General features: G+C 64.3%; 22 protein-coding genes. 7 read left to right on the top strand and 15 right to left on the bottom strand.

Going from position 1 to position 23815, the window contains the following annotated elements:
• Positions 1-116: 116 nt before the first annotated feature.
• The 7 genes from BRAS3843_RS35500 to BRAS3843_RS41775 form a co-directional block, all read right to left on the bottom strand.
• Positions 117-806 (bottom strand): response regulator transcription factor, encoded by a 690-nt coding sequence (locus BRAS3843_RS35500; RefSeq protein WP_008974097.1) that lies wholly within the window; start codon positions 804-806, stop codon positions 117-119.
• Positions 803-3520, bottom strand: coding sequence for a sensor histidine kinase KdpD (locus BRAS3843_RS35495; protein WP_008974096.1), 2718 nt, complete (start codon positions 3518-3520; stop codon positions 803-805). Before BRAS3843_RS35495 ends, BRAS3843_RS35500 begins: the two co-directional genes overlap by 4 nt.
• A gap of 69 nt (positions 3521-3589) precedes the next feature.
• Complete coding sequence (locus BRAS3843_RS35490; protein WP_008974095.1) at positions 3590-4195, bottom strand: K(+)-transporting ATPase subunit C; 606 nt, start codon at positions 4193-4195, stop codon at positions 3590-3592.
• Between the two features lie 184 nt (positions 4196-4379).
• The gene (kdpB, locus tag BRAS3843_RS35485; protein ID WP_008974094.1) at positions 4380-6488 is read right to left on the bottom strand and encodes a potassium-transporting ATPase subunit KdpB; all 2109 of its coding nucleotides are present in this window, start codon (positions 6486-6488) and stop codon (positions 4380-4382) included.
• Positions 6489-6513: 25 nt separating this feature from the next.
• Complete coding sequence (gene kdpA, locus BRAS3843_RS35480) at positions 6514-8217, bottom strand: potassium-transporting ATPase subunit KdpA (protein ID WP_008974093.1); 1704 nt, start codon at positions 8215-8217, stop codon at positions 6514-6516.
• Between the two features lie 37 nt (positions 8218-8254).
• Positions 8255-8344, bottom strand: coding sequence for a K(+)-transporting ATPase subunit F (locus BRAS3843_RS35475; RefSeq protein WP_008974092.1), 90 nt, complete (start codon positions 8342-8344; stop codon positions 8255-8257).
• Positions 8345-8356: 12 nt separating this feature from the next.
• Positions 8357-8518, bottom strand: a complete 162-nt coding sequence (locus tag BRAS3843_RS41775; protein ID WP_175361183.1) for a hypothetical protein — start codon at positions 8516-8518, stop codon at positions 8357-8359.
• A gap of 876 nt (positions 8519-9394) precedes the next feature.
• On the opposite strand from BRAS3843_RS41775, the gene BRAS3843_RS35470 reads away from it, so the two are divergent.
• The 4 genes from BRAS3843_RS35470 to dapA all read left to right on the top strand — a co-directional run bounded on the left by BRAS3843_RS35470 (position 9395) and on the right by dapA (position 11456).
• Positions 9395-9781: a hypothetical protein gene (locus tag BRAS3843_RS35470; RefSeq protein ID WP_244425557.1), complete on the top strand. Its 387-nt coding sequence runs from the start codon at positions 9395-9397 to the stop codon at positions 9779-9781.
• A gap of 67 nt (positions 9782-9848) precedes the next feature.
• Positions 9849-10085: a hypothetical protein gene (locus BRAS3843_RS35465; protein WP_139025073.1), complete on the top strand. Its 237-nt coding sequence runs from the start codon at positions 9849-9851 to the stop codon at positions 10083-10085.
• A 139-nt stretch (positions 10086-10224) separates the two neighbouring features.
• Entirely contained in the window at positions 10225-10500 is a 276-nt protein-coding gene (locus tag BRAS3843_RS35460) for a hypothetical protein (protein ID WP_008974088.1), read from the top strand.
• The gene (gene dapA / locus BRAS3843_RS35455; RefSeq protein WP_008974087.1) at positions 10497-11456 is read left to right on the top strand and encodes a 4-hydroxy-tetrahydrodipicolinate synthase; all 960 of its coding nucleotides are present in this window, start codon (positions 10497-10499) and stop codon (positions 11454-11456) included. The genes BRAS3843_RS35460 and dapA overlap by 4 nt, the downstream gene beginning before the upstream one ends.
• Positions 11457-11503: 47 nt before the next feature.
• On the opposite strand, the gene BRAS3843_RS35450 is transcribed toward dapA, so the two are convergent.
• The 8 genes from BRAS3843_RS35450 to mobB all read right to left on the bottom strand — a co-directional run bounded on the left by BRAS3843_RS35450 (position 11504) and on the right by mobB (position 21414).
• Positions 11504-11746 (bottom strand): hypothetical protein, encoded by a 243-nt coding sequence (locus tag BRAS3843_RS35450; protein WP_008974086.1) that lies wholly within the window; start codon positions 11744-11746, stop codon positions 11504-11506.
• A 135-nt stretch (positions 11747-11881) separates the two neighbouring features.
• A complete protein-coding gene (gene fdhF, locus BRAS3843_RS35445; protein WP_008974085.1) occupies positions 11882-14650 on the bottom strand; it encodes a formate dehydrogenase subunit alpha in 2769 nt (922 codons plus the stop codon).
• Positions 14647-16350, bottom strand: coding sequence for an NADH-ubiquinone oxidoreductase-F iron-sulfur binding region domain-containing protein (locus BRAS3843_RS35440; RefSeq protein ID WP_008974084.1), 1704 nt, complete (start codon positions 16348-16350; stop codon positions 14647-14649). Before BRAS3843_RS35440 ends, fdhF begins: the two co-directional genes overlap by 4 nt.
• 136 nt (positions 16351-16486) lie before the next feature.
• Positions 16487-16762, bottom strand: a complete 276-nt coding sequence (locus tag BRAS3843_RS35435; protein WP_008974083.1) for a hypothetical protein — start codon at positions 16760-16762, stop codon at positions 16487-16489.
• A 93-nt stretch (positions 16763-16855) separates the two neighbouring features.
• Positions 16856-18580 (bottom strand): OFA family MFS transporter, encoded by a 1725-nt coding sequence (locus tag BRAS3843_RS35430; RefSeq protein ID WP_008974082.1) that lies wholly within the window; start codon positions 18578-18580, stop codon positions 16856-16858.
• A 769-nt stretch (positions 18581-19349) separates the two neighbouring features.
• Positions 19350-19586, bottom strand: coding sequence for a sulfurtransferase TusA family protein (locus tag BRAS3843_RS35420; protein WP_035983903.1), 237 nt, complete (start codon positions 19584-19586; stop codon positions 19350-19352).
• A gap of 41 nt (positions 19587-19627) precedes the next feature.
• Entirely contained in the window at positions 19628-20884 is a 1257-nt protein-coding gene (glp, locus tag BRAS3843_RS35415; protein WP_008974079.1) for a gephyrin-like molybdotransferase Glp, read from the bottom strand.
• An 8-nt stretch (positions 20885-20892) separates the two neighbouring features.
• Entirely contained in the window at positions 20893-21414 is a 522-nt protein-coding gene (mobB, locus tag BRAS3843_RS35410) for a molybdopterin-guanine dinucleotide biosynthesis protein B (protein WP_008974078.1), read from the bottom strand.
• A gap of 178 nt (positions 21415-21592) precedes the next feature.
• Here mobB and BRAS3843_RS35405 point away from each other — a divergent pair, with 178 nt between their 5' ends.
• Genes BRAS3843_RS35405 through BRAS3843_RS35395 form a run of 3 tightly spaced genes read left to right on the top strand, consistent with a single transcriptional unit; the run spans position 21593 to position 23715 of the window.
• The gene (locus BRAS3843_RS35405) at positions 21593-22483 is read left to right on the top strand and encodes a formate dehydrogenase accessory sulfurtransferase FdhD (protein WP_008974077.1); all 891 of its coding nucleotides are present in this window, start codon (positions 21593-21595) and stop codon (positions 22481-22483) included.
• The gene (gene mobA, locus BRAS3843_RS35400) at positions 22476-23111 is read left to right on the top strand and encodes a molybdenum cofactor guanylyltransferase MobA (RefSeq protein WP_035983902.1); all 636 of its coding nucleotides are present in this window, start codon (positions 22476-22478) and stop codon (positions 23109-23111) included. Before BRAS3843_RS35405 ends, mobA begins: the two co-directional genes overlap by 8 nt.
• Entirely contained in the window at positions 23101-23715 is a 615-nt protein-coding gene (locus BRAS3843_RS35395) for a cation transporter (RefSeq protein WP_035983900.1), read from the top strand. Before mobA ends, BRAS3843_RS35395 begins: the two co-directional genes overlap by 11 nt.
• The last annotated feature ends 100 nt before the right edge of the window (positions 23716-23815 follow it).

Below are 23815 nucleotides of genomic sequence, written 5' to 3'. Positions count from 1 at the left end.
CCCTTGGAATATTTGCGTGCTGTGCGTGCCATGAAAATAGTCTCCTGTGGCACCAAAGCAATGACGACGCTCGCAGAAGGTTCCCGACAACCTCCGTTGAGCTCGCATCGGCCGACCTAATCCGGCGCACGCAGGCGATAACCGATGCCGGTTTCGGTGAGCACATAGTGCGGGCGTTCGGGGTCCGCTTCGATCTTCTGCCGCAACTGGCGGACATAGACGCGCAAATATTGCGCGTCGGTCAGCTCGTCCCACAATTCCTTCAGCAGGAAGCGATGGGTCAGCACCTTGCCGGCGTGCTGAACCAGCACGCGCAACAGATCATACTCCTTCGGTGACAGCTTGACCTCGCGCTCGCCGACCTTGACGATGCGCCGCACCAAGTCGACCGAGAGATCGCCGGTGCGAAACACCGGGCGCTCGCCTTTCACCTGCAGCTGATGCCTCAGCGCGGCGCGCAGGCGTGCAAGCAGCTCGTCCATGCCGAATGGTTTTGTGACGTAGTCGTCAGCGCCGAGGTCGAGCGCCTGCACCTTCCCGGCTTCGTCGCCGCGGCTCGACAGCACCACGATCGGCACGGCGTCGTTACGCGCGCGAACCGTCCGCAGGAGCTCGTGGCCGTCGATATCCGGCAGGCCGAGGTCGAGAATGATCAGCGCCGGTTCTTGCGCAAGCAGTTCGAGAGCTTTCTTGCCATTCGGGGCCTCCAGGATCTCATAGCCCTGCGTGCTCAAACCCATGCGCAAGAGCTTGCGGATCGGCGGCTCATCGTCGATGACGAGCACCTTGATGGGAGCTCCGGTCATGCCGCGGTATCCAACGATTTGGATTGCAGAGGGATGGGCAATCGGATGGTCAGCACCGCGCCGCTGCGGTCGTTGCGGTTGCCAGCCCAGATCTGGCCGTGCATCGCCTCGATGAAGCCGCGCGAGATCGCGAGCCCGAGGCCGGTGCCGGGTCGCACATGGTCGCCCTTCTGCACCCGGTAGAACTTGTCGAACACATGCTCGACCTCGCCCGGCGGGATGCCCTCGCCCTCGTCGCAGACGTCGAGCACCACGCTCTGACCGTCGCGCCGCGACCGGATCGCGATCAGCGTGTCCGGTGGCGAATATTTCGCCGCATTGTCCAGCACGTTGAAAAGCACCTGCTCGAACAGCACGGCGTCGAGCTCGAGCATCGGCAGATCGGCGGCGAGCTCGAGCGAGATCTTGTGGCGCGCCAGGATCTTGCTGGCGCGGCGCAATGCGCTGCCGATGATCTCGCCGATGTCGTGCGGTGCCGTGTTCGGGACGATCGCGCCGGATTCGAGTTTGGTCATGTCGAGCAGATTGGCGATGAAGCGATTGAGGCGTTCGGATTCGTCGATCACGGTCGCGAGCAGATCCAGCTTTTCCTTCTCGCTCAATCCGGCCGCGAGATCACGCATGGTCGAGGCGGCGCCCAGCACCGAGGCCAGCGGCGTCTTCAGATCATGCGAGATCGAGGTCAACAGCGCCGAGCGCAGCCGGTCCTGCTCCATCGCCCGTTTGACCTTGTCCATATCCTCGACCAGAAGCACGCGCTCGATGGCGAGCGCGCCCTGGTCGACCAGCGCATCGAGCAGGCGACGCTGGTCCGGCGTCAATAAAGGTCCGGTGCGGTCGTCGTCGATGCCGATGACGCCGATCGATCCGCGGCCGGTGCGCATCGGCAGGAACAGTCGCTTGGCACCGGGCAGCGTATCCGAACCGCGGCCGGCGGCGCGGTCGTTGCTCCACGCCCAGCTCGCTGCGGCGAGGTCGGCGTCGTCGAGCTGATCTTCCGGCGGATAGCCCGCCATCACCGTCAGCTTGCCGTTCTGCGGCAGCAGCAGCACGACCCGCACCTTCAGCATCAAGGCGGCCTGATAGGCCGTGGCCCACAACACGTCATCGAGCGTCGCAGTGCCGGCGAGCTTGCGGCTGAACGCATAGAGCTGCTCGGTGGTCCGGATGCGACCAATCGCGGAATCCGCCTGCACGCGCACCCGCGATGCGAGATTGGAGACCAGGATCGCGATCAGCATGAAGAAGAAGAACGCTGCGATGTTGGTCGGATCGGTGATGGTGAAGGTGTAGATCGGGGGCAGAAAGAAGAAATTGTAGCAGAGCGAGGCGAGCACGCTTGCCAGCAGCGACGGCCACAGGCCGTAACGCGCGGCAACGCCGACGACGGCGGTCAGAAAGACAAGATCGACATTCTCGACGCCGAACCAGGGTTGGATCAATTCCGCGATCCCAAGGCCGAGCGCCGTGATCAGCACCGCCGTCAAATAGGGGCGCGGCTGGAACGGCTCGCTCCGCGCGCGGGTTTGTACCGAGCTGTTTGCATTGGGCGGCGGCTCGTCGCCGGCGATCACATGGACACTGATGTTGCCGGCGCGCCGCACCAGATCGTGCACCACCGAGCCTCGCATGATCTCGAAGAGGCGCGAGCGGTTGGACTTGCCGATCACGATCTGGGTGACGTTGTTGGCCTGGGCAAAACTGATGAGATCGTCGGCGATATGACGGCCGCCCGCTGGAATCGCCAGCGCTTCGCCGCCGAGCGTTTCGGCCAGGCGCAGCGTATCCGCCAGCCGGTCGCGCTCGTCATCGGTGAGCTGCAAGCTGCGACGCGTTTCGATGGTGATCGCGGTCCAGGGAGCATGGACGCGGTCAGCCAATCGCTTGGTGTAGCGTACCAGACCGGCAGCACGCGGGTCCTCGCTGACACAGACCAGAATGCGCTCGCCCGCCGCCCACGGGCCGGCAATGGCATTGGCCTGCATATGCGTAAGCAGCTGCTCGTCGACCCGCTCGGCGGTGCGGCGCAATGCCAGCTCGCGCAGCGCCGTCAGATTGCCCGGCGAGAAATAATGCTCAAGCGCGCGCTCGGCCTGCTTGGGGACATAGACCTTGCCCTCTTTCAGCCGCTGGATCAGATCGTCAGGCGTGAGGTCGATCAGTTCGATCGCGTCCGCCCGATCGAAGATCGAGTCCGGCACCGTCTCGCGCACCCGCACATGGGTGATCTGGGCGACAACGTCGTTGAGGCTCTCGATGTGCTGGATATTGACGGCGGTGTAGACGTCGATGCCGCGCGACAGGAGCTCCTCGACATCGAGGTAGCGCTTGGGATGGCGGCTGCCGGGGACGTTGGTGTGTGCCAGCTCGTCGACCAGCGCGAGCTTCGGTCGGCGCGCGATGACGGCATCGAGGTCCATTTCCTCCAAGACCTGGTCCTTGTAGGTGATGCGCTTGCGCGGGACCACCTCCAGCCCGCGGACCAGCGCCTCGGTCTCGGCGCGGCCATGGGTCTCGACGAACCCGACCACCACGTCGACGCCCGCCCTCAGCCTGGCGTGGGCGCTCGAGAGCATCTCATAGGTCTTGCCCACGCCCGGCGCGGCACCGACAAAGATCTTCAAGCGCCCGGCAGGACTATCCTCGCGTCGGGCAGCCTCGAGCAGGGCTTCCGGCGAGGGACGTTGATCAGAATCGCGGCGTTGACTGGCCATAATGCATTATAGATAAGCGGCCCGTTGCGCCAAGCCTAGCGCTCCGGGCACGCTTTCCGTTCAGCAGCTTTACTTGCCGGTCGCGGTATCGAGAGCCAGGTTGAGTGCGAGCACATTGACGCGCGGCTCACCAAGCAGACCGATCAGGCGGCCTTCGGTGTTCTGCGTCACCAGGGCGCGGACCTTGTCCTCCGGCAGATTGCGCGCCTTTGCCACCCGCGGCACCTGGAAGAGCGCGGCCTCCGGCGAGATGTCCGGGTCCAGCCCACTCGCGGACGTGGTGACGAGATCGACCGGCACGGCTTGTGACGGGTTCTGCGCCTTCAGCTTCTCGACATCGTCCTTGACGCGGTCCGCCAACGCCTTGCTGGTCGGACCGAGATTGGAGCCGCCGGAATTGGCCGCGTTGTACGGCGCAGACACCGTCTTTGTCGAATCGTTCGGATCCGGCGCCGTGGTCGCCGAGGGGCGGCCGTGGAAATATTTGTCGTCCTTGAACTCCTGCCCGATCAGGCTGGAGCCGATCACCTGGCCGTTGCGCGTCACCAGGCTCCCGGCCGCCTGGGCTGGAAAGAGCGCGCCGGCGATGCCGGTCATCGCCAGCGGATAGATCAGTCCGGTGATCAGGGTCAGCGCCACCAGGACGAAGATGGCGGGACGGATTTCTCTGAGCATTGTGGTGTCTCCATTTATTCCGTCATTGCGAGCGAAGCGAAGCAATCCAATCCACCTACTTCGTCATTCCGGGGCGATGCGCAGCATCGAACCCGGAATCTCGAGATTCCGGGTTCGCCTCTTCGAGGCGCCCCGGAATGACGGTGGACATGTTGATTGCTTCGCTCGTCATGACGATTGTCGCTTAAGCCAAGTGCAAGGCGGTCACGATGAGGTCGATCGCCTTGATGCCGATGAAGGGAATGATGATGCCCCCTAAGCCATAGATCATCAGATTGCGCCCGAGCAGCGCGCCGGCGCCGATGGCGCGGTAGGCCACGCCTTTCAGCGCCAGCGGGATCAGCGCGATGATGATCAGCGCGTTGAAGATGATCGCCGACAGGATCGCGCTCTGCGGGCTCGCCAAGTGCATGACGTTGAGCACGTTGAGCTGCGGATAGAAAGCGAGGAACATGGCGGGGATGATCGCGAAATATTTTGCGACGTCGTTGGCGATCGAAAACGTCGTCAGCGCGCCACGCGTCATCAACAGCTGCTTGCCGATCTCGACCACCTCGATCAGCTTGGTCGGGTTGGAGTCGAGATCGACCATGTTGCCGGCTTCGCGCGCGGCCTGCGTGCCCGTGTTCATGGCGACCCCGACATCGGCCTGCGCCAACGCCGGCGCGTCGTTGGTGCCGTCGCCGCACATCGCCACCAGCTTGCCCTTGGCCTGCTCGTCACGGATCAGCTTGAGCTTGTCCTCGGGCGTGGCCTGCGCCAGGAAGTCGTCGACGCCGGCTTCGGCGGCGATGGCGGCCGCTGTCATCGGATTGTCGCCGGTGATCATGATGGTGCGGATGCCCATCCGACGCAATTCGGCAAAGCGCTCGCGAATGCCGCCTTTGACGATATCCTTGAGCTGCACGATGCCGAGCAGCCGGCCATCCTTGGCGACCGCCAGCGGCGTACCGCCGGTCTTGGCAACCTCGTCGGCGATCGCGCGGACCTCGCGCGCGACATCGCTTTCTGCGGGCTGAATGGCGCGTACCGTGTTGCCGGACGCAAGCTGCGCTGCACCGCCGCCAATGTAGTTCAAGATCGCGTCGACCGCGCCCTTGCGCACCGAGGAGCCGCCGGCATCGACGCCGCTCATCCGGGTCTGCGCCGTGAACGGCACGAAGGTGGCGCCAAGCTCGGCCATGTCGCGGCCGCGAATGCCATACTTCTCCTTCGCCAGCACCACGATCGAGCGCCCCTCCGGGGTCTCGTCGGCGAGCGAGGCGAGCTGAGCGGCGTCCGCCAGCTCCTGCTCGCCGACGCCGCGCACCGGACGGAAGGCGGTGGCCTGCCGGTTGCCGAGCGTGATCGTGCCGGTCTTGTCGAGCAGCAGTGTGTCGACGTCACCGGCGGCCTCCACCGCGCGGCCCGACATCGCCAGCACATTGAAGCGCACCAGGCGGTCCATGCCGGCGATGCCGATCGCCGACAACAGCGCGCCGATCGTGGTAGGAATCAAGGTCACGAACAGCGCGACCAGCACGATCACCGAGATCGAACCGCCGGCATAGGCCGCATAGCTCGGGATCGTCACGGTGGCGAACACGAAGATGATGGTCAGGCCCGCCAGCAGGATGTTGAGCGCGATCTCGTTCGGCGTCTTCTGCCGCTCGGCGCCCTCGACCAGCCTGATCATGCGATCGATAAAGGTCGAACCTTGCGCCGCCGTGATCTTCACCCGGATCCAGTCGGACAGCACCTGCGTGCCGCCGGTGACGGCCGAACGGTCACCGCCGGATTCGCGGATCACGGGGGCCGACTCACCAGTGATGGCCGCCTCGTTCACGGAGGCGACACCCTCGATCACCTCGCCATCCGACGGAATGACGTCGCCGGCTTCGACCAGCACGATATCGCCGACCTTGAGGCTGGTGCCCGGCACCATCCGATAGCTGCGGTCATTTCCGGTCAGGAGCTTGGCCTGGCTCTCGGTGCGGGTCTTGCGCAGCGAGTCCGCCTGCGCCTTGCCGCGGCCTTCCGCGACGGCTTCAGCGAAGTTCGCGAACAGCACCGTGAACCAGAGCCAGAGGATGATCTGGAAGGTGAAGCCGAGATTGGCGCCGCCGGTGACGAGATCGCGCAGGAAGATGACGGTGGTGAGCGCGGCGACGACCTCGACCACGAACATCACGGGGCTCTTGACCATCAGCCGCGGATCGAGCTTGACGAAAGCGGCCTTGATGGCGGGCAGCACGATCTTCGTGTCGAGCATCGTCGACATCGTCGTACGCTTTTGCAGTTTCATGGTTTCCATGGAGATCACTCCGAATGACGACGGTTCAGAACGTGGCGCCGGAGATCATCGCGAGATGTTCGACGATCGGCCCAAGCGCCAGCGCCGGGAAGAAGGTGAGGCCGCCGACGATCAGGATGACGCCGACGACGAGGCCGACGAACAGGCTGCCCGTGGTCGGGAACGTGCCCATCGACGGCGGAATCGACTTCTTCTGCACGAGCGAGCCGGCAATCGCCATGGCAGGCACGATCATCAGGAAGCGTCCGACGAACATCGCGGAGGCGAGCGTCAGGTTGTAGAAGAAGGTGTTGCCGCTCAGACCCGCGAAAGCGGAGCCGTTGTTGCCGGTCGCCGACGTATAGGCGTAGAGCACCTCGGTAAAGCCGTGCGGGCCGGCATTGGCCATCGATGCGACCGCTGACGGCAGCACCACCGCAACCGCTGTCCATCCCAGCATCATCAGCGGCAGGATCAGGATCGCCAGCATGGCCATCTTGACCTCGCGTGCCTCGATCTTCTTGCCGACATATTCCGGCGTGCGGCCGACCATCAGCCCGGCGACGAAGATCGCGAGCACCACGAACAGCAGCATGCCATACATGCCGGAGCCGACACCGCCGACGATGATTTCGCCCAATTCGATATTGATCAGCGGGATCATGCCGCCGAGCGCGGTGAAGCTGTCATGCATGGCATTGACCGCGCCGCAGGATGCCGCGGTCGTGATCACGGCGAACAACGAGGACGCGACGATGCCGAAGCGAACCTCCTTGCCTTCCATGTTGCCACCGGTCAGGCCAAGCGCATTGAGCGTGGTGGTCCCGCTGGCCTCGGCCCAATAGGTCACGAACACACCGGCGAGGAACAGCACGCCCATCACGGCGAGGATCGCCCAGCCCTGGCGCTGGTTGCCGACCATGCGGCCGAACACGTTGGTGAGCGCCGCACCGAGCACGAAGATCGAGATCATCTGCACGAAATTCGACAGCGCGGTCGGATTCTCGAACGGATGCGCCGCATTGGCGTTGAAGAAGCCGCCGCCATTGGTGCCCAGCATCTTGATCGCGACCTGCGAGGCGACCGGGCCGACCGCGATGGTCTGCTTGGCGCCTTCAAGAGTGGTCGCCTCGACATAGTCTCCAAGTGTCTGCGGCATGCCTTGCCAGACCAGGAACAGCGTGTAGACGACGCAGATCGGCAGCAGCACATAGAGTGTGCAGCGGGTGATATCGACCCAGAAATTGCCGACCGTACGTGCCGAGGCCCGCGCGAAGCCACGGATCAGCGCGATCGCCAGCACGATGCCGGTGGCCGCGGAGAGAAAATTCTGATGGGTCAGGCCGACCATCTGTGTCAGGTAAGAGAGCGTGCTCTCACCACCGTAGTTCTGCCAATTGGTGTTGGTGATGAAGCTGATGGCGGTGTTGAACGACAAGTCCTCCGCGACGGCCGACTGACCTGCGGGATTGAACGGCAGGATGGCCTGCAGCCGCATCACGCCGTAAATGATCAGGAAGCCGCCGACATGAAACAGCAGCATGGCGACCGTGTAGGTCAGCCAATGCTGCTCGCGCCGCTCGTCGACGCCGCCGGCCCAATAGATCGCGGACTCGACCGGGCGCAGCACCGGGGAAAGAAACGTCCGCTCGCCCGAAAAGACGCGGGTCATGTACCAGCCGAGCGGTTTTGTGAGCGCGACGATGATCGCGCAGTAAAGAAGGATCTGGATCCAGCCGATTGCGGTCATGGGAGTTCTCTTTGAGATACGCTGAAAAGCCCGGCGGTCAGAACCGCTCGGGCCGCAGCAGCGCATAAGTGAGGTAGATCAGAAGGCCGACCGAGACGGCGGCGGCGAGCGAATAGTCGAAGATCATGTGCGCCTCCTCTTAGAGCCGCTCGCAGGCGTAGGTGTAGCCGATCGCCACTGCGAAGAGGCCGGCGGCAAGCGCCAGCATCAGAATGTCCAGCATGGTTTGCTCCTGGTGTGCGCGGAAATGGCCACGCACAAAGCTGCCCCGGTCCGGATGAGCAGAATTGCGATGGATCAATCACGGTGGCTCTTCTGCTGCCTGGATCCGTGGCCTGGAAGTGCCATTTCGGCCATAGATTTTCGAGACGACGCCCGCGGCGAACTTATAGGAATCTCATAAAGACGGACCGCACTGCTGACCTGGGGGACACGCATGAGACACAATTCCGCTCTCTCGCGACGCACGAGGCGTCCGAGCTTTTGCGTCTTCGTAACCCTCCTGAGGCAGAGGGCGCAGGGAATGCCGGGTATCCGCTGATACCCATGGCCCGCCTGCAGAAAAAAAGCAGGCGGCAGTCACCACAGGTCCAGCCGATCACCGGCATTCCCTGCGCGGCGGTTTTAACGCTTATACGTGATCTCCCCGGGGACCGGCTCTCTTGCCCCCGTCCGTGCGAGGCGTAAGCCTCGTCACGTCGCGACAACGCTGACGCGCTGTGCGGACATCAGCACCGGGATGTCAGGACCACACGATTTCACGTCCGCACCCCCCTGCGCTCGTCGTGTCGCAAGCGATCGCGGCCACCGCATCCTGCTTCCACGTTCGTGACGACGCGTACGCCCCTCCGACGAAGCAGGACGAGCTGACCATAGCATAATTCTGAAAAAACGAAATACTTTTCTTGCACGAAGGTTGAACACGCCGATCGGCTTGAAGGCGCGCGAGAAATCGACTTTTCGGCGCACGCCGGCGCTAGAGGCGTCTCGTGCCTATGCCGCGCTTATTTCTCCCGACCCGCGCCCATCTCGTTTCTTTACGGCCCTTTCGCCATGTTGCCTGATGCAGTCCAAAGGCTGCAGCAATATGACCCAAGGGACAAACGTCATGTCGCTCACGACCTCATATCACGGATGCGCCGGACGCGACGATGTCGCCGCAACGACGTCGGCCGTCATGGCTGAGATCCTCGGCAGTTCCAGACGGGAGTCTGCGGTGCTGGAGCGCGGCTACCGCAGAGCGCGGATCGAGGAGCTCATGGGCTCCGGGGCGCGGATCGATGCTGCGCTCGAGCTGATCGCGCTCGAGTTTCCGCAATGGCAGCTCAGGCGGCTCGCCTACGATGCCGGCGAGTGGCATTGCGCGCTGTCGCGCATGCGCGAGCTGCCCGACTGGCTCGATCGCTCGGTTGAGGCTCATCATGCTGACCTCGCGCTGGCCATCCTGGACGCGTGCATGGAAACCCGGAAATACAGCGAGTCGCGGAGCGCCCCGAGCGTCCCGCATGTGCCGCCCGTCGAAGCGGGCACGACGACGCCGTTCTGCTGTGACAACTTCGCCTGAGCGGCCGGGGGAAGAGGCAGTGGTGCCGTTTGCAGAGACACCGACCGAGCTTTCGCCGCTGCGGGTCATGGCACGCTTCGTCGTGCGGACGTCCATCCTGTTGGTCTTCGCCTCGTTCGGCACGATCGGCTTCGGCCGCAGCCTCGCCGCGCTGCTATGGATGACGATCATTCTCTGCGCGGTGCTGGCGACGATCCGCCGCGAGCGCGTCTTCACCGCGGGCCTCAACCATTGGGACGAGATGGTCGCCTATACCGCGCTTTATTGCGGCGTCATGGAGCTCAATCAGCTCAGCGCGTCCTGAGCGCGCGGCGTTTACGCGGCGCTTATGACGTCGAACGCCTGGCCGCCTCGAATTCCTATCCGCCCCCCTCGATATTCAACAACGACAGCGACGCCACCTCGCAAGAGATCCGCGCGCTGCAACTGAAAGGACCACGTCCGTGAAACTCGTCGAACCTCCCTCGTGCAATCAATCCACTGCCGCCCTCGTCTTCGTCGGCAGGAACAGAAGCGGCCAATGGGTCGCCCAGGAACGGAACGGCCTCTATGGCGGCCTGTTCGTCAGCCGCGCGGCGGCGATGAAATATGCGCTGTTCGAGAACGGCCATCATCCCGAGACCATCGTCGAACTGTCCCGCGCGATCGAGCTCGACACCGAAGGCCGGCTCGCACCGGTCGGCATCCTGTTCGGCACCGGCAAGCGGCCTGTGGCATGAGCGCGCAAATCGCGCCCTATCGCTGGGGCGGCGCTCCCGCCAGGTGGCTGGCAGGCATCATTCCCGACATCCCGACGCCGTTCGACGCCGATGGCGCGGTCGATCTCGCCGCGCTTGGCGGGCTCTGCGAGCGGCAGATCAAGGCTGGCGCGCTGGCCGTGGTCGTCTGCGATATCGTCGGCGAAACCGCCACGCTCACGCCTGCGGAACGTGACGCGATCATCCGCACCGCGGTCGAGGTGTCGCGCAAACGAATCCACGTGATCGCCGGCGCCGGCTCAAATTCCACCCGCCAGGCGGTGGAGAACACCAAACAGGCGGCCGCCGCCGGCGCCGATGCGATCCTCTCGGTTGTGCCTTATTACAACAAACCGATGCAGGAGGGGGTCTTTGCGCATTTCCGCGCCGTTGCCGAGGCCACAGCGCTGCCCATCATCCTGCATGATTGCCCGGCGCGGACCGCGCGCGGCTTGTCCGACGACACGCTGGCCCGGCTCGCACAGTCCGCTCAGTTCGTCGGCTTGCGCGATAGCACCGCCGACATCACGCGCGCCGCATCCTTGCGTGCGCGGTTGCCGGCCGGCTTCCGGCTCCTGTCCGGCGATGATGTGACCGCTCTGCCTTTTATCGCCGCAGGCGGCGACGGTTGCTGCTCTCAGATGATGAACGTCGCGCCGGAGCTGTGCAGTGCGATGTTTGCATATGGCCAGCGAGCGCGCTGGCGCGCTGCGCGACGGCTATACCGTCAGATGCTGCCGCTGATCGAGCTGCTGGCCCGCGAGACGCCCGCAGCGCTCAAATACGCGCTGAGTTTAGAAGGCATGGTACGTGCGGATGTCCGGCTGCCGCTGGTCGAGCTGGACCCGTTCGCTCAGACGGCCGTGGCGGATGCCCTCAGCCTGCTCCCGCCACATGATACAGCCGCGGCCGGCTGTAGGTTGCGCGCGCAAGCCTGAGCCAGAAACGCAATCGCGACACGCGCGGAGTCACGCGCAAGCCTGGTTCAGAAATCCCATTTGTCGCCAAGAACGAGCGGCAGCTGCGGCTGCCGCTTGACCTCAGGCGCGGCAATGGAAGCTCTACGGGATATCAATTCATCGCGCAGCTGCCGGAGCCTTGCCGCGGCGATCGCCGCGCGGATTTTCTTGAAGATGACGCGGAGCCTGCGAGTGGCCCGCGCAAGCGGCGCCGCTCCATCTTTGCCGAAGCCGCGCCCGGCGCTCCGATGCAGATCGATCGACATCATGACCACTCTCCTGATCCCGGCGCAGGTCAGCGCGCCGGCAGACAGGAAAGATGGACATCACCGTCGTAGGAATGCGAGACGGCCTTCAGCCGTCTCGCATAGGAAAACCATAAGTGCCGCGTGGGCGGCCCTTCCCTACTCCGCGGCTGCCGTACGCAGCTCAGCGCGTTCGACCCTGACCGCGCAGAACTTGAACTCCGGGATCTTGCCGAACGGATCGAGCGCGGGATTGGTCAGGAGATTGGCGGCGGCTTCCGCGTAGCAGAACGGCATGAACACCATGTTCTCCGGCACGTCGCGGTCGGAGCGCACCTTGACCTCGACCGCGCCGCGGCGGGTCTGCAGCCGGATGAAATCGCCCGGCACCACCTGCAGGCGCCGCATGTCCTTCGGCGACATGAAGGCCACCGCCTCCGGCTCGATCTGGTCGAGCACGTTCGAGCGGCGGGTCATCGATCCCGTGTGCCAATGTTCGAGCACGCGGCCCGTGGAGAGCACCATCGGGTACTCGTCGTCCGGCAGCTCGTCCGGCGGGATGATATGCGCCGGCACGATCTTGCCGCGGCCGCTGTCGGTCGGGAAACCGGTGGTGAAAATGATCTCGTTGCCGGGCTTATCGGGATCGTCGACCGGGTAGGTCACCGCGCCCTCGCGCACCAGCCGCTCCCAGGTGATGTTCTTCAGGGACGGCATCACCTCGGTCATCTCGGCGAACACGTCGGCCGGCCCGTTGTAGTTCCAGGGTAATCCCATGCGCTTGCCGATCTCCTGGATGATCCAGAGATCCTGCTTGGCGTCGCCCGGCGGCTTGATCACCTCGCGCGCGAGCTGCACACGACGGTCGGTGTTGGTGAAGGTGCCGGACTTCTCGGCGAAGGCCGAGGCCGGCAGGATCACGTCAGCGTGGAACGCGGTCTCGGTGACGAACAGGTCCTGCACCACGAGGTGATCCAGCATCGCCAGCGCCTCACGCGCATGCTGCAGGTCCGGATCAGACATCGCGGGATTCTCGCCCTCGATATACATGCCATGGATTTCGCCGGCATGGATCGCGTTCATGATCTCGACCACCGTGAGCCCGCGCTCCGGATCGAGCTGTTGCTGCCAAAGCTCTTCGAACTTGCCGCGCAGGTCGACACGGCCGACCGGCTGATAGTCCGGCAGGAACATCGGGATCAGGCCGGCGTCGGAGGCGCCCTGCACGTTGTTCTGGCCGCGCAACGGATGCAGCCCGGTGCCGGGGCGGCCGACCTGGCCGGTGATCAGCGCCAGCGCGATCAGGCAGCGCGCGTTGTCGGTGCCGTGGACATGCTGGCTGATGCCCATGCCCCAGAAGATGATCGAGGCCTTCGCGCGCGCATACATGCGCGCAACCTCGCGCAGGGTCTCGGCCGGAATGCCGCAGATCGGCGCCATCTTCTCCGGCGTGAACTCCTGGATCTTCTGCTTCAGATCGTCGAAGCCTTCGGTGTAGCCGGCGATGTATTGCTCGTCGGTCAGGCCCTCGGTGATGATGGTGTTGATCATCGCGTTCAGCATCGCGACATCGCTGCCGGGCTTGAAAGCGAGGTGCTTGTAGGCGTGGCGCGACAGCGTCTGCCGGCGCGGATCCATCACAATCAGCTTGGCGCCCTGCTTGGTCGCGTTCTTGATGAAGGTCGCCGCGACCGGATGGTTCACGGTCGGGTTGGCGCCGATCACGATGATGACCTCGGCATCCAGCGCCGCTGAGAATGGCGCCGACACCGCGCCCGACGCCAGGCCTTCGAACAGTGCCGCGACCGAGGAGGCGTGGCACAGCCGGGTGCAGTGATCGACATTGTTGGAGCCGAAGCCAGTGCGCACCAGCTTCTGGAACAGATAGGCCTCCTCGTTGGAGCCCTTGGCCGAGCCAAAGCCGGCGAGCGCCTTCGGTCCCTTCTCATCGCGGATCTTGACCAACCCGCGTGCCGCGATGTCGAGCGCCTCGTCCCAGCTCGCCTCGCGGAAATGCGTGAACGGATTGGCGGGGTCGACCTGGTCGTTAGAATCCTTCTTCGCGTTCGGCAGTCGCACCAGCGGCTTGGTCAGCCGGTGCGGATGGTGGATGTAGTCGAAGCCGAAGCGGCCCTTGACGCAGAGCCGGTTGTGGTTGGCCGGGCCGTCGCGCCCTTCCGCATAGATCACCTGCTCGTCCTTGACCTGATAGGTGACCTGGCAGCCGACGCCGCAGAACGGACAGAGCGAGTCGACCTTCCTGTCGGCATAGGTGACGCGGGTCTGCTTGTCGTCGAGCATCACGGCCGGCATCAGCGCGCCGGTCGGGCAGGCCTGCACGCATTCGCCGCAGGCGACGCAGGTGGATTCACCCATCGGATCGTCGAAGTCGAACACGATCTTGGCGTCGGCATTGCGATAGGCCATGCCGATGACGTCGTTGACCTGCACCTCGCGGCAGGCGCGCACGCACAGGCCGCACTGGATGCAGGCATCGAGATTGACGCGCATCGCCGGATGGCTGGCATCGGTCTGCCAGCGCTCCGCGCCCGGGAAGCGGCTCTCGGTGACGCCGGTCTTCTCAGCCCAATGCCAGAACTTGGAGTCCGGATCGTGCGAGGTCTCGCGCGCCGGCTGGTCGGCGACCAGGAGCTCCATCACCATCTTCTGCGCAGCGACGGCGCGGCTGCTCTCCGTCTTCACCTTCATGCCGACGGTCGGCGTCCGCTTGCAGGAGGCCGCGAGCACGCGCTCGCCCTCGATCTCGACCATGCAGGCGCGGCAGTTGCCGTCGGGGCGATAGTCCGGCGCCGGCGAATAGCAGAGATGCGGGATCTCCTTGCCCTGCCGCTGCGCCACCTGCCAGATCGTCTCGCCGGGAGCGGCTTCGACATTGACGCCATCGAGCTCGAACTTGATCACAGTCATTCGGCTGCGTCCTTGAATTCGTCGGGGAAGTATTTGATCACGGATGTCAGCGGGTTCGAGGCCGCCTGGCCGAGCCCGCAGATCGAGGCATCGCGCATCGCCTGGCTCAATTCGTCGAGCAAAGCCCGGTTCCAGACCGGCTCTCGCATCAAGAGCGCCGCCTTCTGCGTGCCGACCCGGCACGGCGTGCACTGCCCACAGCTCTCATCCTCGAAGAACTTCATCAGGTTCAGCGCGGCGGCGCGCACGCTGTCCTGTTGCGACAGGATGATCACCGCGGCCGAGCCGATAAAGCAGCCGTATTTCTCCAGCGTGCCGAAATCGAGCGGGATGTCGTCCATCGACGCCGGCAGGATGCCGCCGGAGGCACCACCGGGCAGATAAGCGTAGAGGGTATGGCCGTCGGCCATGCCGCCGCAGAACTCGTCGATCAGTTCGCGCACGGTGACGCCGGACGGTGCCAGCTTGACGCCGGGCTCCTTGACGCGCCCCGACACCGAATAACTGCGCAGCCCGTTGCGGCCGTTACGGCCCTGGCTGGTCCACCATCCGGCGCCCTTCTCGATGAGGTCGCGCACCCACCACAGGGTCTCGACATTGTTGATCAGGGTCGGCAGGCCGAACAGGCCGACCTGGAACGGATAAGGCGGCTTGTGCCTGGGCAGGCCGCGCTTGCCCTCGATGCTCTCCAACAGCGAGGACTCCTCGCCGCAGATATAGGCGCCGGCACCGCGCCGCAGATGCAGCACCGGACCGCCCGGCGGCAGCTTGGCAATTTCGCGCGCCAGAATCTCGCGCGCCGCCGGATATTCGTCGCGGATGTAGATGTAGACCTCGCCGGCCTCGACCACATGGGCGCCGATCAGCGTCCCCTCGAGGAAGCGATGCGGGTCGCTGTTCAGATAGTGGCGGTCCTTGAAGGTGCCGGGCTCGCCCTCGTCGCCATTGACCGCCATCAGCCGCGGCCCGGGCTCGCCGAGCACCGCGCGCCATTTGCGCCCGGTCGGGAAACCGGCGCCACCAAGGCCACGCAGGCTGGCGTCGTCCAATACCTTCAGAATGTCGTCACGGCTGATGCGTCCGGCACGCAGATCATTGAATAGCTTGTAGCCGCCGCCGGCGACATAGGCGTAGTAATCGATGTAGTCAGGAATGTGCGGATGGCTGTCGCCACGGCCAGCGGTCGCCAGCACCTCCGCCGCCGTCGCCTGATGCACGAAGTGATGGCCAACCTCAGCCACCGGCGCGCAATCGCACAAGCCGACGCAGGGCGCGCGCACGACCCGGATACCAGGGCCGGCCTGGGCTTGCAGATCGCTCAGCAGCTGCTCGCCGCCCATCATGGCGCAGCTCAGCGAATCGCAGACGCGAACCGTCAGCGGCGGCAGGTCCGGCTCGCCTTCCTTCACCACATCGAAATGCGCATAGAAGGTCGCGGTCTCGAACACCTCGGCAAAGGATAGCTTCATCTCATCGGCCAGGGCGGCCAGATGCGCCGCCGAGATCTGATGATAGGTGTCCTGGATCAGATGCAGATGCTCGATCAGAAGATCGCGCCGCCGTGGCCGATCACCCAGCAGTTCCGCGATCTCATGCGCCGCGGTCGGATCGACCTGGCGGCCCTTCGGCGTCGCCTTGGCGCGGCGCCGGCCTTCGCCAGGATGGTCGAAGGCTCGAACCTTATGCACGTCATGAGCCATAAGCGCTTCATTCCCTTTGATCTTTAGACCCACTCTAATCTCTGGCATGCCAGAGGCAAGTGGAACTCACGACATGACCAAGTCAGCAACCAGGTCGCGGAAATGAAGGGAACCGGTTTCCGGAGCGCGGTATGACTCAGCCTTTGCTCATGCAGTCCGAGATGTAGAACCAGCGATCGTCACCGATGAGGCCCTTGGCCTTGACCTCTTTGCGGCACGCCTTGAGCTTCGGCTTGTTGGCGCTCCATTGCGCCTTCATTTCCTTCAGCCTCTGCACCGTCAGCTTCATCCGCGACGGTTTTGCGCCCTCGGTCGACGCCGGCACAGCCGGCGTCCCCGTCTGCGCGATGGCGGCAGAGAGCTGGCCTGCGACCAGCACCAAGGCAACACAACAAATCCAGATTCGAGACATTTCAATCCCCCAAATTGATTGATCAACAATAGTAAAAACGACATTGCGGGACGCGCCGAACCGGCGCGCCCCGCAATTGATAGCGCAACGCGATCAGAAAATCTTGACCGCGCCTTCCAGGGTTTTCAGCGTGCCCCAGAGTAGCGGCACACCGACGAAGGCCCAGAACAAAGCCGCCTTGAGATCAAGGCCGCCCTTGCCGATGCCGAACGAGCCGTGCTGGATCGAAGCTTCGCTCTTGGCGGTCTCCGACTGATAGCGGGCGACTTCCTCCGGGCTCATGTTCCATTTGTGGTCGACCGGCTTGATCAGGAAGTTGCAGACCAGCCCGGCGGCCAGCATGGCGCACAGGATATACATCGTGCTGTTGTAGAGCTGGTCGCGCGGAACGCCGGCGGCCAGCTGGAACTCACGGATGTAGTTCACGACCACCGGGCCGATGATGCCGGCGGTCGACCACGCCGTCAGGAGCCGGCCGTGGATGGCGCCGACGAACAACGTTCCGAACATGTCGGCCAGATAGGCCGGCACCGTCGCGAAGCCGCCGCCATACATCGAGAGGATGATGCCGAAGGCGAGCACGAACAACAGCTTCGAGCCGACCGCGGCAAAGGTCGGCGCCGCAGCATAGAGCACGATGCCGATCAGGAAGAAGCAGTAGTAGGTGTTCTTGCGGCCGATATGGTCCGACAGCGACGCCCAGAAGAACCGGCCGCCGATGTTGAACAGAGACAACAGACCGGCAAAGCCGGCCGCGATCCCGGCGATGGTCGCCTTCTGCGCGGTGTCGAGCTGATTGAAGCCGACATCAGGCAACCCGATCAGCTTGCCGGCAAAGATCTCCTGCAGCATCGGCGAGGCCATGCCGATCACGCCGATGCCGGCGGAGACGTTCAGACACAGCACCCACCAGATCAGCCAGAACTGCGGCGTCTTGTGCGCGTTGCGCAGATGCACATGGTGCTCGGAGATCATCGCCTTCTTGGTGGTCGGCGGCGTCCAGCCGTCCGGCTGCCAGCCGGTGGGGACGACGCGATAGGCGAAGGCGCCGATCATCATGAAGATGAAGTAGACCACCCCCATGGTGACGAAGGTCTGCCAAACGCCGACATCGGCTGCGGATTTGAAGCCCGCGAAAGCCGACGCGCTCGGCCCGGCCAAATGCATCGACCCGAAGTCGAAGCTGAAGAAGTTCCCGCCATTCATGAGAATGTTGGCCAGGGGCGCGCCAATCATGGCGCCACCGCCAAATCCCATGATAGCCATGCCGGTCGCCATGCCGCGCCGGTCCGGGAACCATTTCACGAGGGTGGACACCGGCGAAATGTAGCCAAGGCCAAGCCCGATGCCGCCGATCACGCCGGCCCCGAGCCACATGATCCAGAGCTGGTGCACATAGACGCCCAATGCGCCGATCAGCAGGCCGCCCCCCCAGCAGCATGCAGCGACGGCGCCCGCCTTGCGCGGACCGACCCGCTCGAGCCAACCGCCCCAGATCGCAGCGGAGACGCCGAGCAGCACGAAGAACAGCGTGAACATCCACCCCAGGCTGGCGACCTTCCAGTCACAAGTCGTGGTGAAAAGCTCCTCGACCAGCGACATGTCCGGGCAGGCCTTGGTCTGGGTGATGCCGATCGAGCGCGACAACGGCAACCAGAACACGGAGAAGCCATAGGCCATGCCAATGCACAAATGGATGCATAGCGCCGCCGGAGGCACTAACCAACGATTGAACCCGGCCTTGGCGACGGTGTGCTCGCGGTCAAAGATGCCCGCGGTTTCGCCGACCATGGTTCCAGCACTCTCAACGCTCGCCATACAAACCTCCCCTACATGCGCCCGTCCCAAGGCTCTGCATCATCTTCGGTCCCCTTGATCAGAATCAACGCGATCAGTCGCGCCGTCACGTATGGCTCCACCACGACGATTTCGCGATGCACAAGGGCCAGACGTCGGCTTTGACACGCATAACACTCGTGCCGACGTCTTATGCCGCTTGCCATCATTGCGTCGGGGTTTGCTTCCCCCTCGATCCACGACGGGCATGGCTGATCCTCCGCAACCTCTGCGGAGAAATCATGATTGGTGCAGAAGCTTCCGACAAAGTCGAGCGAAAACGCGAGCCTTGTGGGAAACAGCGTGCATTCGTCGCATCGCAGCAACAAACATGACTGATTGTTACTATGTGCCGCGCGCAAATCATTAGTTCGCCACTAGTAGCTGCAAGCAACGCCTGCGGCGGATTGACGCTCTACATTCGAATTCCCGATCACATTATCAAGATTCCGAATGAACCACCGCTTCATTTCGCGCCGCGATATGCCCATCGCGATACATGGCATCGAGGGACGCCGGCGGCCTGCCTGCATTCGCTGGCAAGCCGCGGGCAAAATCGGTTGTCGGATCAACTTCAAGACCTCTCTGCCGAGCTGTCTACCAACTCGTGCTTCGCTTCCGTAGCTCGCATCCCTTTGTGTGCGAACTACGGAAGCGGGGTACCAGACGCGTTCATGGATGGTTGGCATCCCAGCAAATAGCTGGACGCACTTTTCCGTGATCAAGCTGAGATCACGTCGGTCGCCGGCGATCAGGCCGCAGCGCCCACCTTTTCGATCAGGAACACGATGCGCTGCTCGCTGCGCTCGCTGATCTCGACCTTATCGCCGGTCTCCCGGATCAGATTGGGGATGTCAATCACTGACAACGGATCGGTGCAATGCACTTCGAGCCGGTCGCCGGGCTCGAGCGGCTTCAGCGCCTTGCGCGTCTTGAGGGCGGGGAGCGGGCACTTCAAGCCCTTGAGATCAAGCATGGTCGTGGTCATGGGCGGACCATGGCCAAGTGAAAGCGCAGCGTCAACCGCGCTCAAATCAGTTCGGCATAGGAGTGGAACCCGACGCTCTGGCCGGGCTCGACCTTGGTGATGTCCTCGCCGAGTTCAGCCAATCCATCGGTCTCGATCAGCGACGACAGCAGACCGGCGCCTTCGCGCGGGAATTTGATCGCCTCGAGCAAACCGTCCGCTGCTCTGCGCAGGGACACCCGGACATATTCGCGGCGGCCGGCTTTTTTCTTGTAGCTGAAGGCGGCGCGCACCGGCTTCGGCGTCAGCGCTTCCGGCAGCGCACCGGCCAAGGCCAATACGGTCGGCCGCACCACGTGGACGAAGGTGACGAAGCTCGCGACGGGATTGCCGGGCAATCCGATGAACGGCGTGCCCGAGATGATTCCCATGGCGACCGGCCGTCCCGGCTTGATCGCCATCCGCCACAGCACCAGTGAGCCGACGCTCTCGACCGCTGCCTTGACGTGATCCTCCTCGCCGGTGGACACGCCGCCGGTGGTCAGAAGCAGATCGTGCTGGCTCGCGACCTCGCGCAAGGACGCCGCGAGCGGCGCACGCTCATCGCTGAAGATGCCGAGATCGGAGACGTCGCAGCCGAGGCGCTTCAACATCGCCATCAGCATGAAGCGGTTGGAATCGTAGAGCTGCGCCTGGGCCCGCGATGCTCCCGGCGACGCCAATTCGTCGCCGGTGGAAAACACCGCGACGCGGATGCGCCGCCGCACTGCGAGGGACGTCAGGCCAAACGCCGCAGCCACCGCAACATGCTGCGGCCTCAGGCGCTGCCTAGCCTTGAGCGCGACGACGCCGTTTGCAATGTCCTCGCCTGCCGGGCGCACATTGGCGCCTGGCTTGAGACCGGCCGGGAGCACCACACGGCCGTCCTCGTCGAGGCGCACATCCTCTTGCATGAACACGGTGTCGGCGCCGCCGGGCATCGGCGCGCCCGTGAAGATGCGCATCGCGTGCGCGGCCGGAACAGGCGTTGCTGCCGCGCTGCCTGCGGGCACGCGCCCGGTCACGGCGAACGTCGCTTCACCCTCCGCCGGCAGATCGCTCGCACGCACCGCATAGCCATCGACCGCGGAGTTCGTGAACGGCGGCAGCGGCAAGGGCGCTGCGATATCGCCGGCGAGGATGCGGCCGTCGGCCGCGATCAGCGGCACGGTCTCGGTTTCCGTGACGGCACTGACCTTCGCCGTGATGATGCCGACGGCATCATCGATCGACATCAACGGGCCGCCAAAGGCAAAACAATCGTCCGAGAGCTGCGCCATGGAGCCTCTTACCGTCTTCCGATCGCAAGAACGTCCGCGATCGGCATCGCGAGGCGTTGCATCATCGCTGCGATCGCCGGGATGTCGTCGAGATGCACCACGGGCAGCGACGTTTCAACCTGGACATCGCTGGCGATGCCGACAATGTCAGGATCGTTCGGGAACAGCAACGGCTTGCCATTGCCTGCACGATGCACCTCGATCTTGCGATGCGGCTCGGTCTTGTAGCCCTCGACGACGACCAGATCGACCGGAGACAGTTTGGCAACGAGCTCAGGCAGGGCCGGCTCGGCATGCCCGCGCAATTCATGCATCAAGGCCCAGCGCGCTGCCGACGACACCAGCACCTCTTCCGCCCCGGCTTCCCGATGTCGCCAGGAATCCTTGCCGGGCACATCGACATCGAACTTGTGATGCGCGTGCTTGATCACGGAGACGCGCAGGCCCTGCGCCTTCAGATGCGGGATCACGCGCGTCAGCAGGGTGGTCTTGCCGGCACCGCTCCAGCCGGCGAGGCCAATCAAATTCATTGCGGTCTCCGAACGGAACCAGATACGGCCGTCATCGCGAGGCGACAGTGACGAAGCGATCCAGCTCTTTCTGGGCCTCTGGATTGCTTCGCTCGCAATAACGGCGCCCGGTTGCAACTCTTCCTCGTCAGGTAGCTTTATATCGGCGGCTCAGGAATGTCATGCTAACGTCTGCATCATGACCACATCTGCAAGAGCCCCCGCCCCCCGCATCCTGCCCAATCCCTCCGATCCGCGGCTGACCGAGCGCGTCAGCGGCATCGACCAGACCGGCGTGCGGGTCGAGATCAACGTGCCGGTGGAGCGGCCGCTGACGCTCTATCTCAACGCCCAGGAGATCGTCACCATGATGACGATCGGCGACTATCCGGAATATCTGGCGCTTGGCTATCTGCTCAACCAGAACATGCTGAAATACGACGACGTCGTCACCGAGGTCGAGTATGACGACGATCTCCAGGTGGTGGTCGTGCGCACCGCACATCACACCAATTTCGAGGCGAAGCTGAAGAAGCGCACGCAGACCTCCGGCTGCGCGCAAGGCACCGCCTTCGGCGATCTGATGGAGGCGATCGAGAGCATCGTGCTGCCGAAAGCAGAGCTCCGCACCTCCTGGCTTTATCAGATGACGCAGACCATCAACACCATGCCTTCGCTCTACCTGGAGGCCGGCGCGATCCATGGCTGCGTGCTGTGCGAGCAGGGTGCGCCCGTCTGCTACACCGAGGACGTCGGTCGCCACAACGCGGTCGACAAGATCGCAGGCTGGCTCTACCGCCACGGTGTCGACCCCGCCGACAAGATCCTCTACACCACCGGCCGGCTAACCTCGGAGATGGTGATCAAGACGGTGCGGATGGGCATTCCCATTCTGGTGTCGCGTTCGGGCTTCACCGCCTGGGGCGTGGAGCTTGCGCGACAGGTCGGGCTGACCCTGGTCGGCCGCACGCGCGGCAAGCGCTTCATCGCGCTCTCCGGGCAAGAGCGCATCGTCTACGACCAGGACCTCGCCTATGTCGAGGAGGAATCGGCAAAGCATCGGCGAAAGGGCGAAGGCGGTGATGACTGACGCGGCGGGTTCCAGGCAAATTCCCGGCGTCGTGCTCGCCGGCGGGCTGGCGCGGCGGATGGGCGGCGGCGACAAGCCGATGCGCATGATCGCGGGTCGCACCATTCTGGAGCGCGTGATCGCGCGGCTTGAGCCGCAATGCGGCCGGCTCATTCTCAACGGCAATGGCGATCCCACGCGCTTTGCGGCCTTCGGCCTCTCCGTCGTGCCGGACGGCGTCGCCGATTTTCCCGGACCTCTCGCCGGCATTCTGGCCGGGCTCGACTGGGTCGCAGCCAACCAGCCGTCGGCACAATGGATGCTGAGCGCGGCCGGCGACTGCCCGTTCCTACCGCGCGACCTCGTGGCGCGGCTGTACGCCGCGGTGCAGGCCGAGGACGCCGAACTGGCGGTGGCCGCATCCGACGGACAGTCGCATCCGGTGATCGGCCTGTGGAGGGTGTCCTTGCGGGATCAGTTGCGCCATGCGCTGGTCGTCGAGGATATCAGGAAGATCGACCGCTTCACGGCGCGCTACAGGCTGGCGACCGTGAGCTGGCCGGTGATCCCGCTCGATCCGTTCTTCAACGCCAACACGGCTGAGGATCTCGCGGAAGCTGAACGATTGGCGGGGCTTGATGGGGGCTGACGAACTGACGAATGATGCGGCGACCACCGCCGTACGCCGCACGGTGATTGCAGTCGCACTGCTCAATCTCGGATATTTCGGCATCGAGTTCGCGGTGGCACTCGCGATCGGCTCGGTCTCGCTGTTCGCCGACAGCGTCGACTTCCTTGAGGACGCCTCGGTCAACCTGTTGATCCTTGTGGCGCTGCGCTGGAGCGCGTTGGCCCGCGCGCGGCTCGGCATGGTGCTCGCAGCGGTCCTGCTGGTGCCGGCCTTCGCCGGGCTCTGGACCGCAGGCCAGAAGTTCTTCACCCCCATCGTCCCAGCGCCACTGCCTCTGACGATCACCGGGCTCGGCGCGCTGGTCGTGAACCTTTCCTGCGCGCTAATGCTGGCGCGGGTCCGGCATCACCATGGCAGCCTGACGCGCGCAGCCTTCCTGTCGGCACGCAATGATGCGTTCGCCAATATCGCGATCATCGCGGCAGGGCTGGTGACCGCGTCTCTATGGCACTCAATTTGGCCCGACCTGATCGTCGGCGTCGGCATCGCCTGCCTGAACGCGGATGCCGCGCACGAGGTGTGGGAGGCCGCGCATGAGGAGCACAAGGCGGCGAAGGCGTAGCGCGTTACGAAACGTAGTGCAGCCACGGCGACGGTGGACTCCCTCCCCCCTTGCGGGGCGCGACGAGCTGCGCTCGCGCTGAGAGGGTTGGGGTGGGGGA

The sequence above is a fragment of the Bradyrhizobium sp. STM 3843 genome (assembly GCF_000239815.1).
Taxonomy (GTDB): Bacteria; Pseudomonadota; Alphaproteobacteria; order Rhizobiales; family Xanthobacteraceae; genus Bradyrhizobium.
The sequence above is the reverse complement of the archived record's forward strand: the minus strand, read 5'-3'. Positions and strand labels throughout refer to the sequence as shown.

Coding starts and splice junctions, on each gene's coding strand:
- dapA (WP_008974087.1), top strand. CDS start 10,497: ATGAGCGCGCAAATCGCGCCCTATCGCTGGGGCGGCGCTCCCGCCAGG.
- BRAS3843_RS35465 (WP_139025073.1), top strand. CDS start 9,849: ATGGCACGCTTCGTCGTGCGGACGTCCATCCTGTTGGTCTTCGCCTCG.
- fdhF (WP_008974085.1), bottom strand. CDS start 14,650: ATGACTGTGATCAAGTTCGAGCTCGATGGCGTCAATGTCGAAGCCGCT.
- BRAS3843_RS35435 (WP_008974083.1), bottom strand. CDS start 16,762: ATGTCTCGAATCTGGATTTGTTGTGTTGCCTTGGTGCTGGTCGCAGGC.
- BRAS3843_RS35420 (WP_035983903.1), bottom strand. CDS start 19,586: ATGACCACGACCATGCTTGATCTCAAGGGCTTGAAGTGCCCGCTCCCC.
- kdpA (WP_008974093.1), bottom strand. CDS start 8,217: ATGACCGCAATCGGCTGGATCCAGATCCTTCTTTACTGCGCGATCATC.
- BRAS3843_RS35430 (WP_008974082.1), bottom strand. CDS start 18,580: ATGGCGAGCGTTGAGAGTGCTGGAACCATGGTCGGCGAAACCGCGGGC.
- mobA (WP_035983902.1), top strand. CDS start 22,476: ATGACTGACGCGGCGGGTTCCAGGCAAATTCCCGGCGTCGTGCTCGCC.
- BRAS3843_RS35500 (WP_008974097.1), bottom strand. CDS start 806: ATGACCGGAGCTCCCATCAAGGTGCTCGTCATCGACGATGAGCCGCCG.
- BRAS3843_RS35475 (WP_008974092.1), bottom strand. CDS start 8,344: ATGATCTTCGACTATTCGCTCGCCGCCGCCGTCTCGGTCGGCCTTCTG.
- BRAS3843_RS35495 (WP_008974096.1), bottom strand. CDS start 3,520: ATGGCCAGTCAACGCCGCGATTCTGATCAACGTCCCTCGCCGGAAGCC.
- BRAS3843_RS35470 (WP_244425557.1), top strand. CDS start 9,395: ATGGCTGAGATCCTCGGCAGTTCCAGACGGGAGTCTGCGGTGCTGGAG.
- kdpB (WP_008974094.1), bottom strand. CDS start 6,488: ATGGAAACCATGAAACTGCAAAAGCGTACGACGATGTCGACGATGCTC.
- BRAS3843_RS35405 (WP_008974077.1), top strand. CDS start 21,593: ATGACCACATCTGCAAGAGCCCCCGCCCCCCGCATCCTGCCCAATCCC.
- BRAS3843_RS35395 (WP_035983900.1), top strand. CDS start 23,101: ATGGGGGCTGACGAACTGACGAATGATGCGGCGACCACCGCCGTACGC.
- BRAS3843_RS35450 (WP_008974086.1), bottom strand. CDS start 11,746: ATGATGTCGATCGATCTGCATCGGAGCGCCGGGCGCGGCTTCGGCAAA.
- mobB (WP_008974078.1), bottom strand. CDS start 21,414: ATGAATTTGATTGGCCTCGCCGGCTGGAGCGGTGCCGGCAAGACCACC.
- glp (WP_008974079.1), bottom strand. CDS start 20,884: ATGGCGCAGCTCTCGGACGATTGTTTTGCCTTTGGCGGCCCGTTGATG.
- BRAS3843_RS35490 (WP_008974095.1), bottom strand. CDS start 4,195: ATGCTCAGAGAAATCCGTCCCGCCATCTTCGTCCTGGTGGCGCTGACC.
- BRAS3843_RS35440 (WP_008974084.1), bottom strand. CDS start 16,350: ATGGCTCATGACGTGCATAAGGTTCGAGCCTTCGACCATCCTGGCGAA.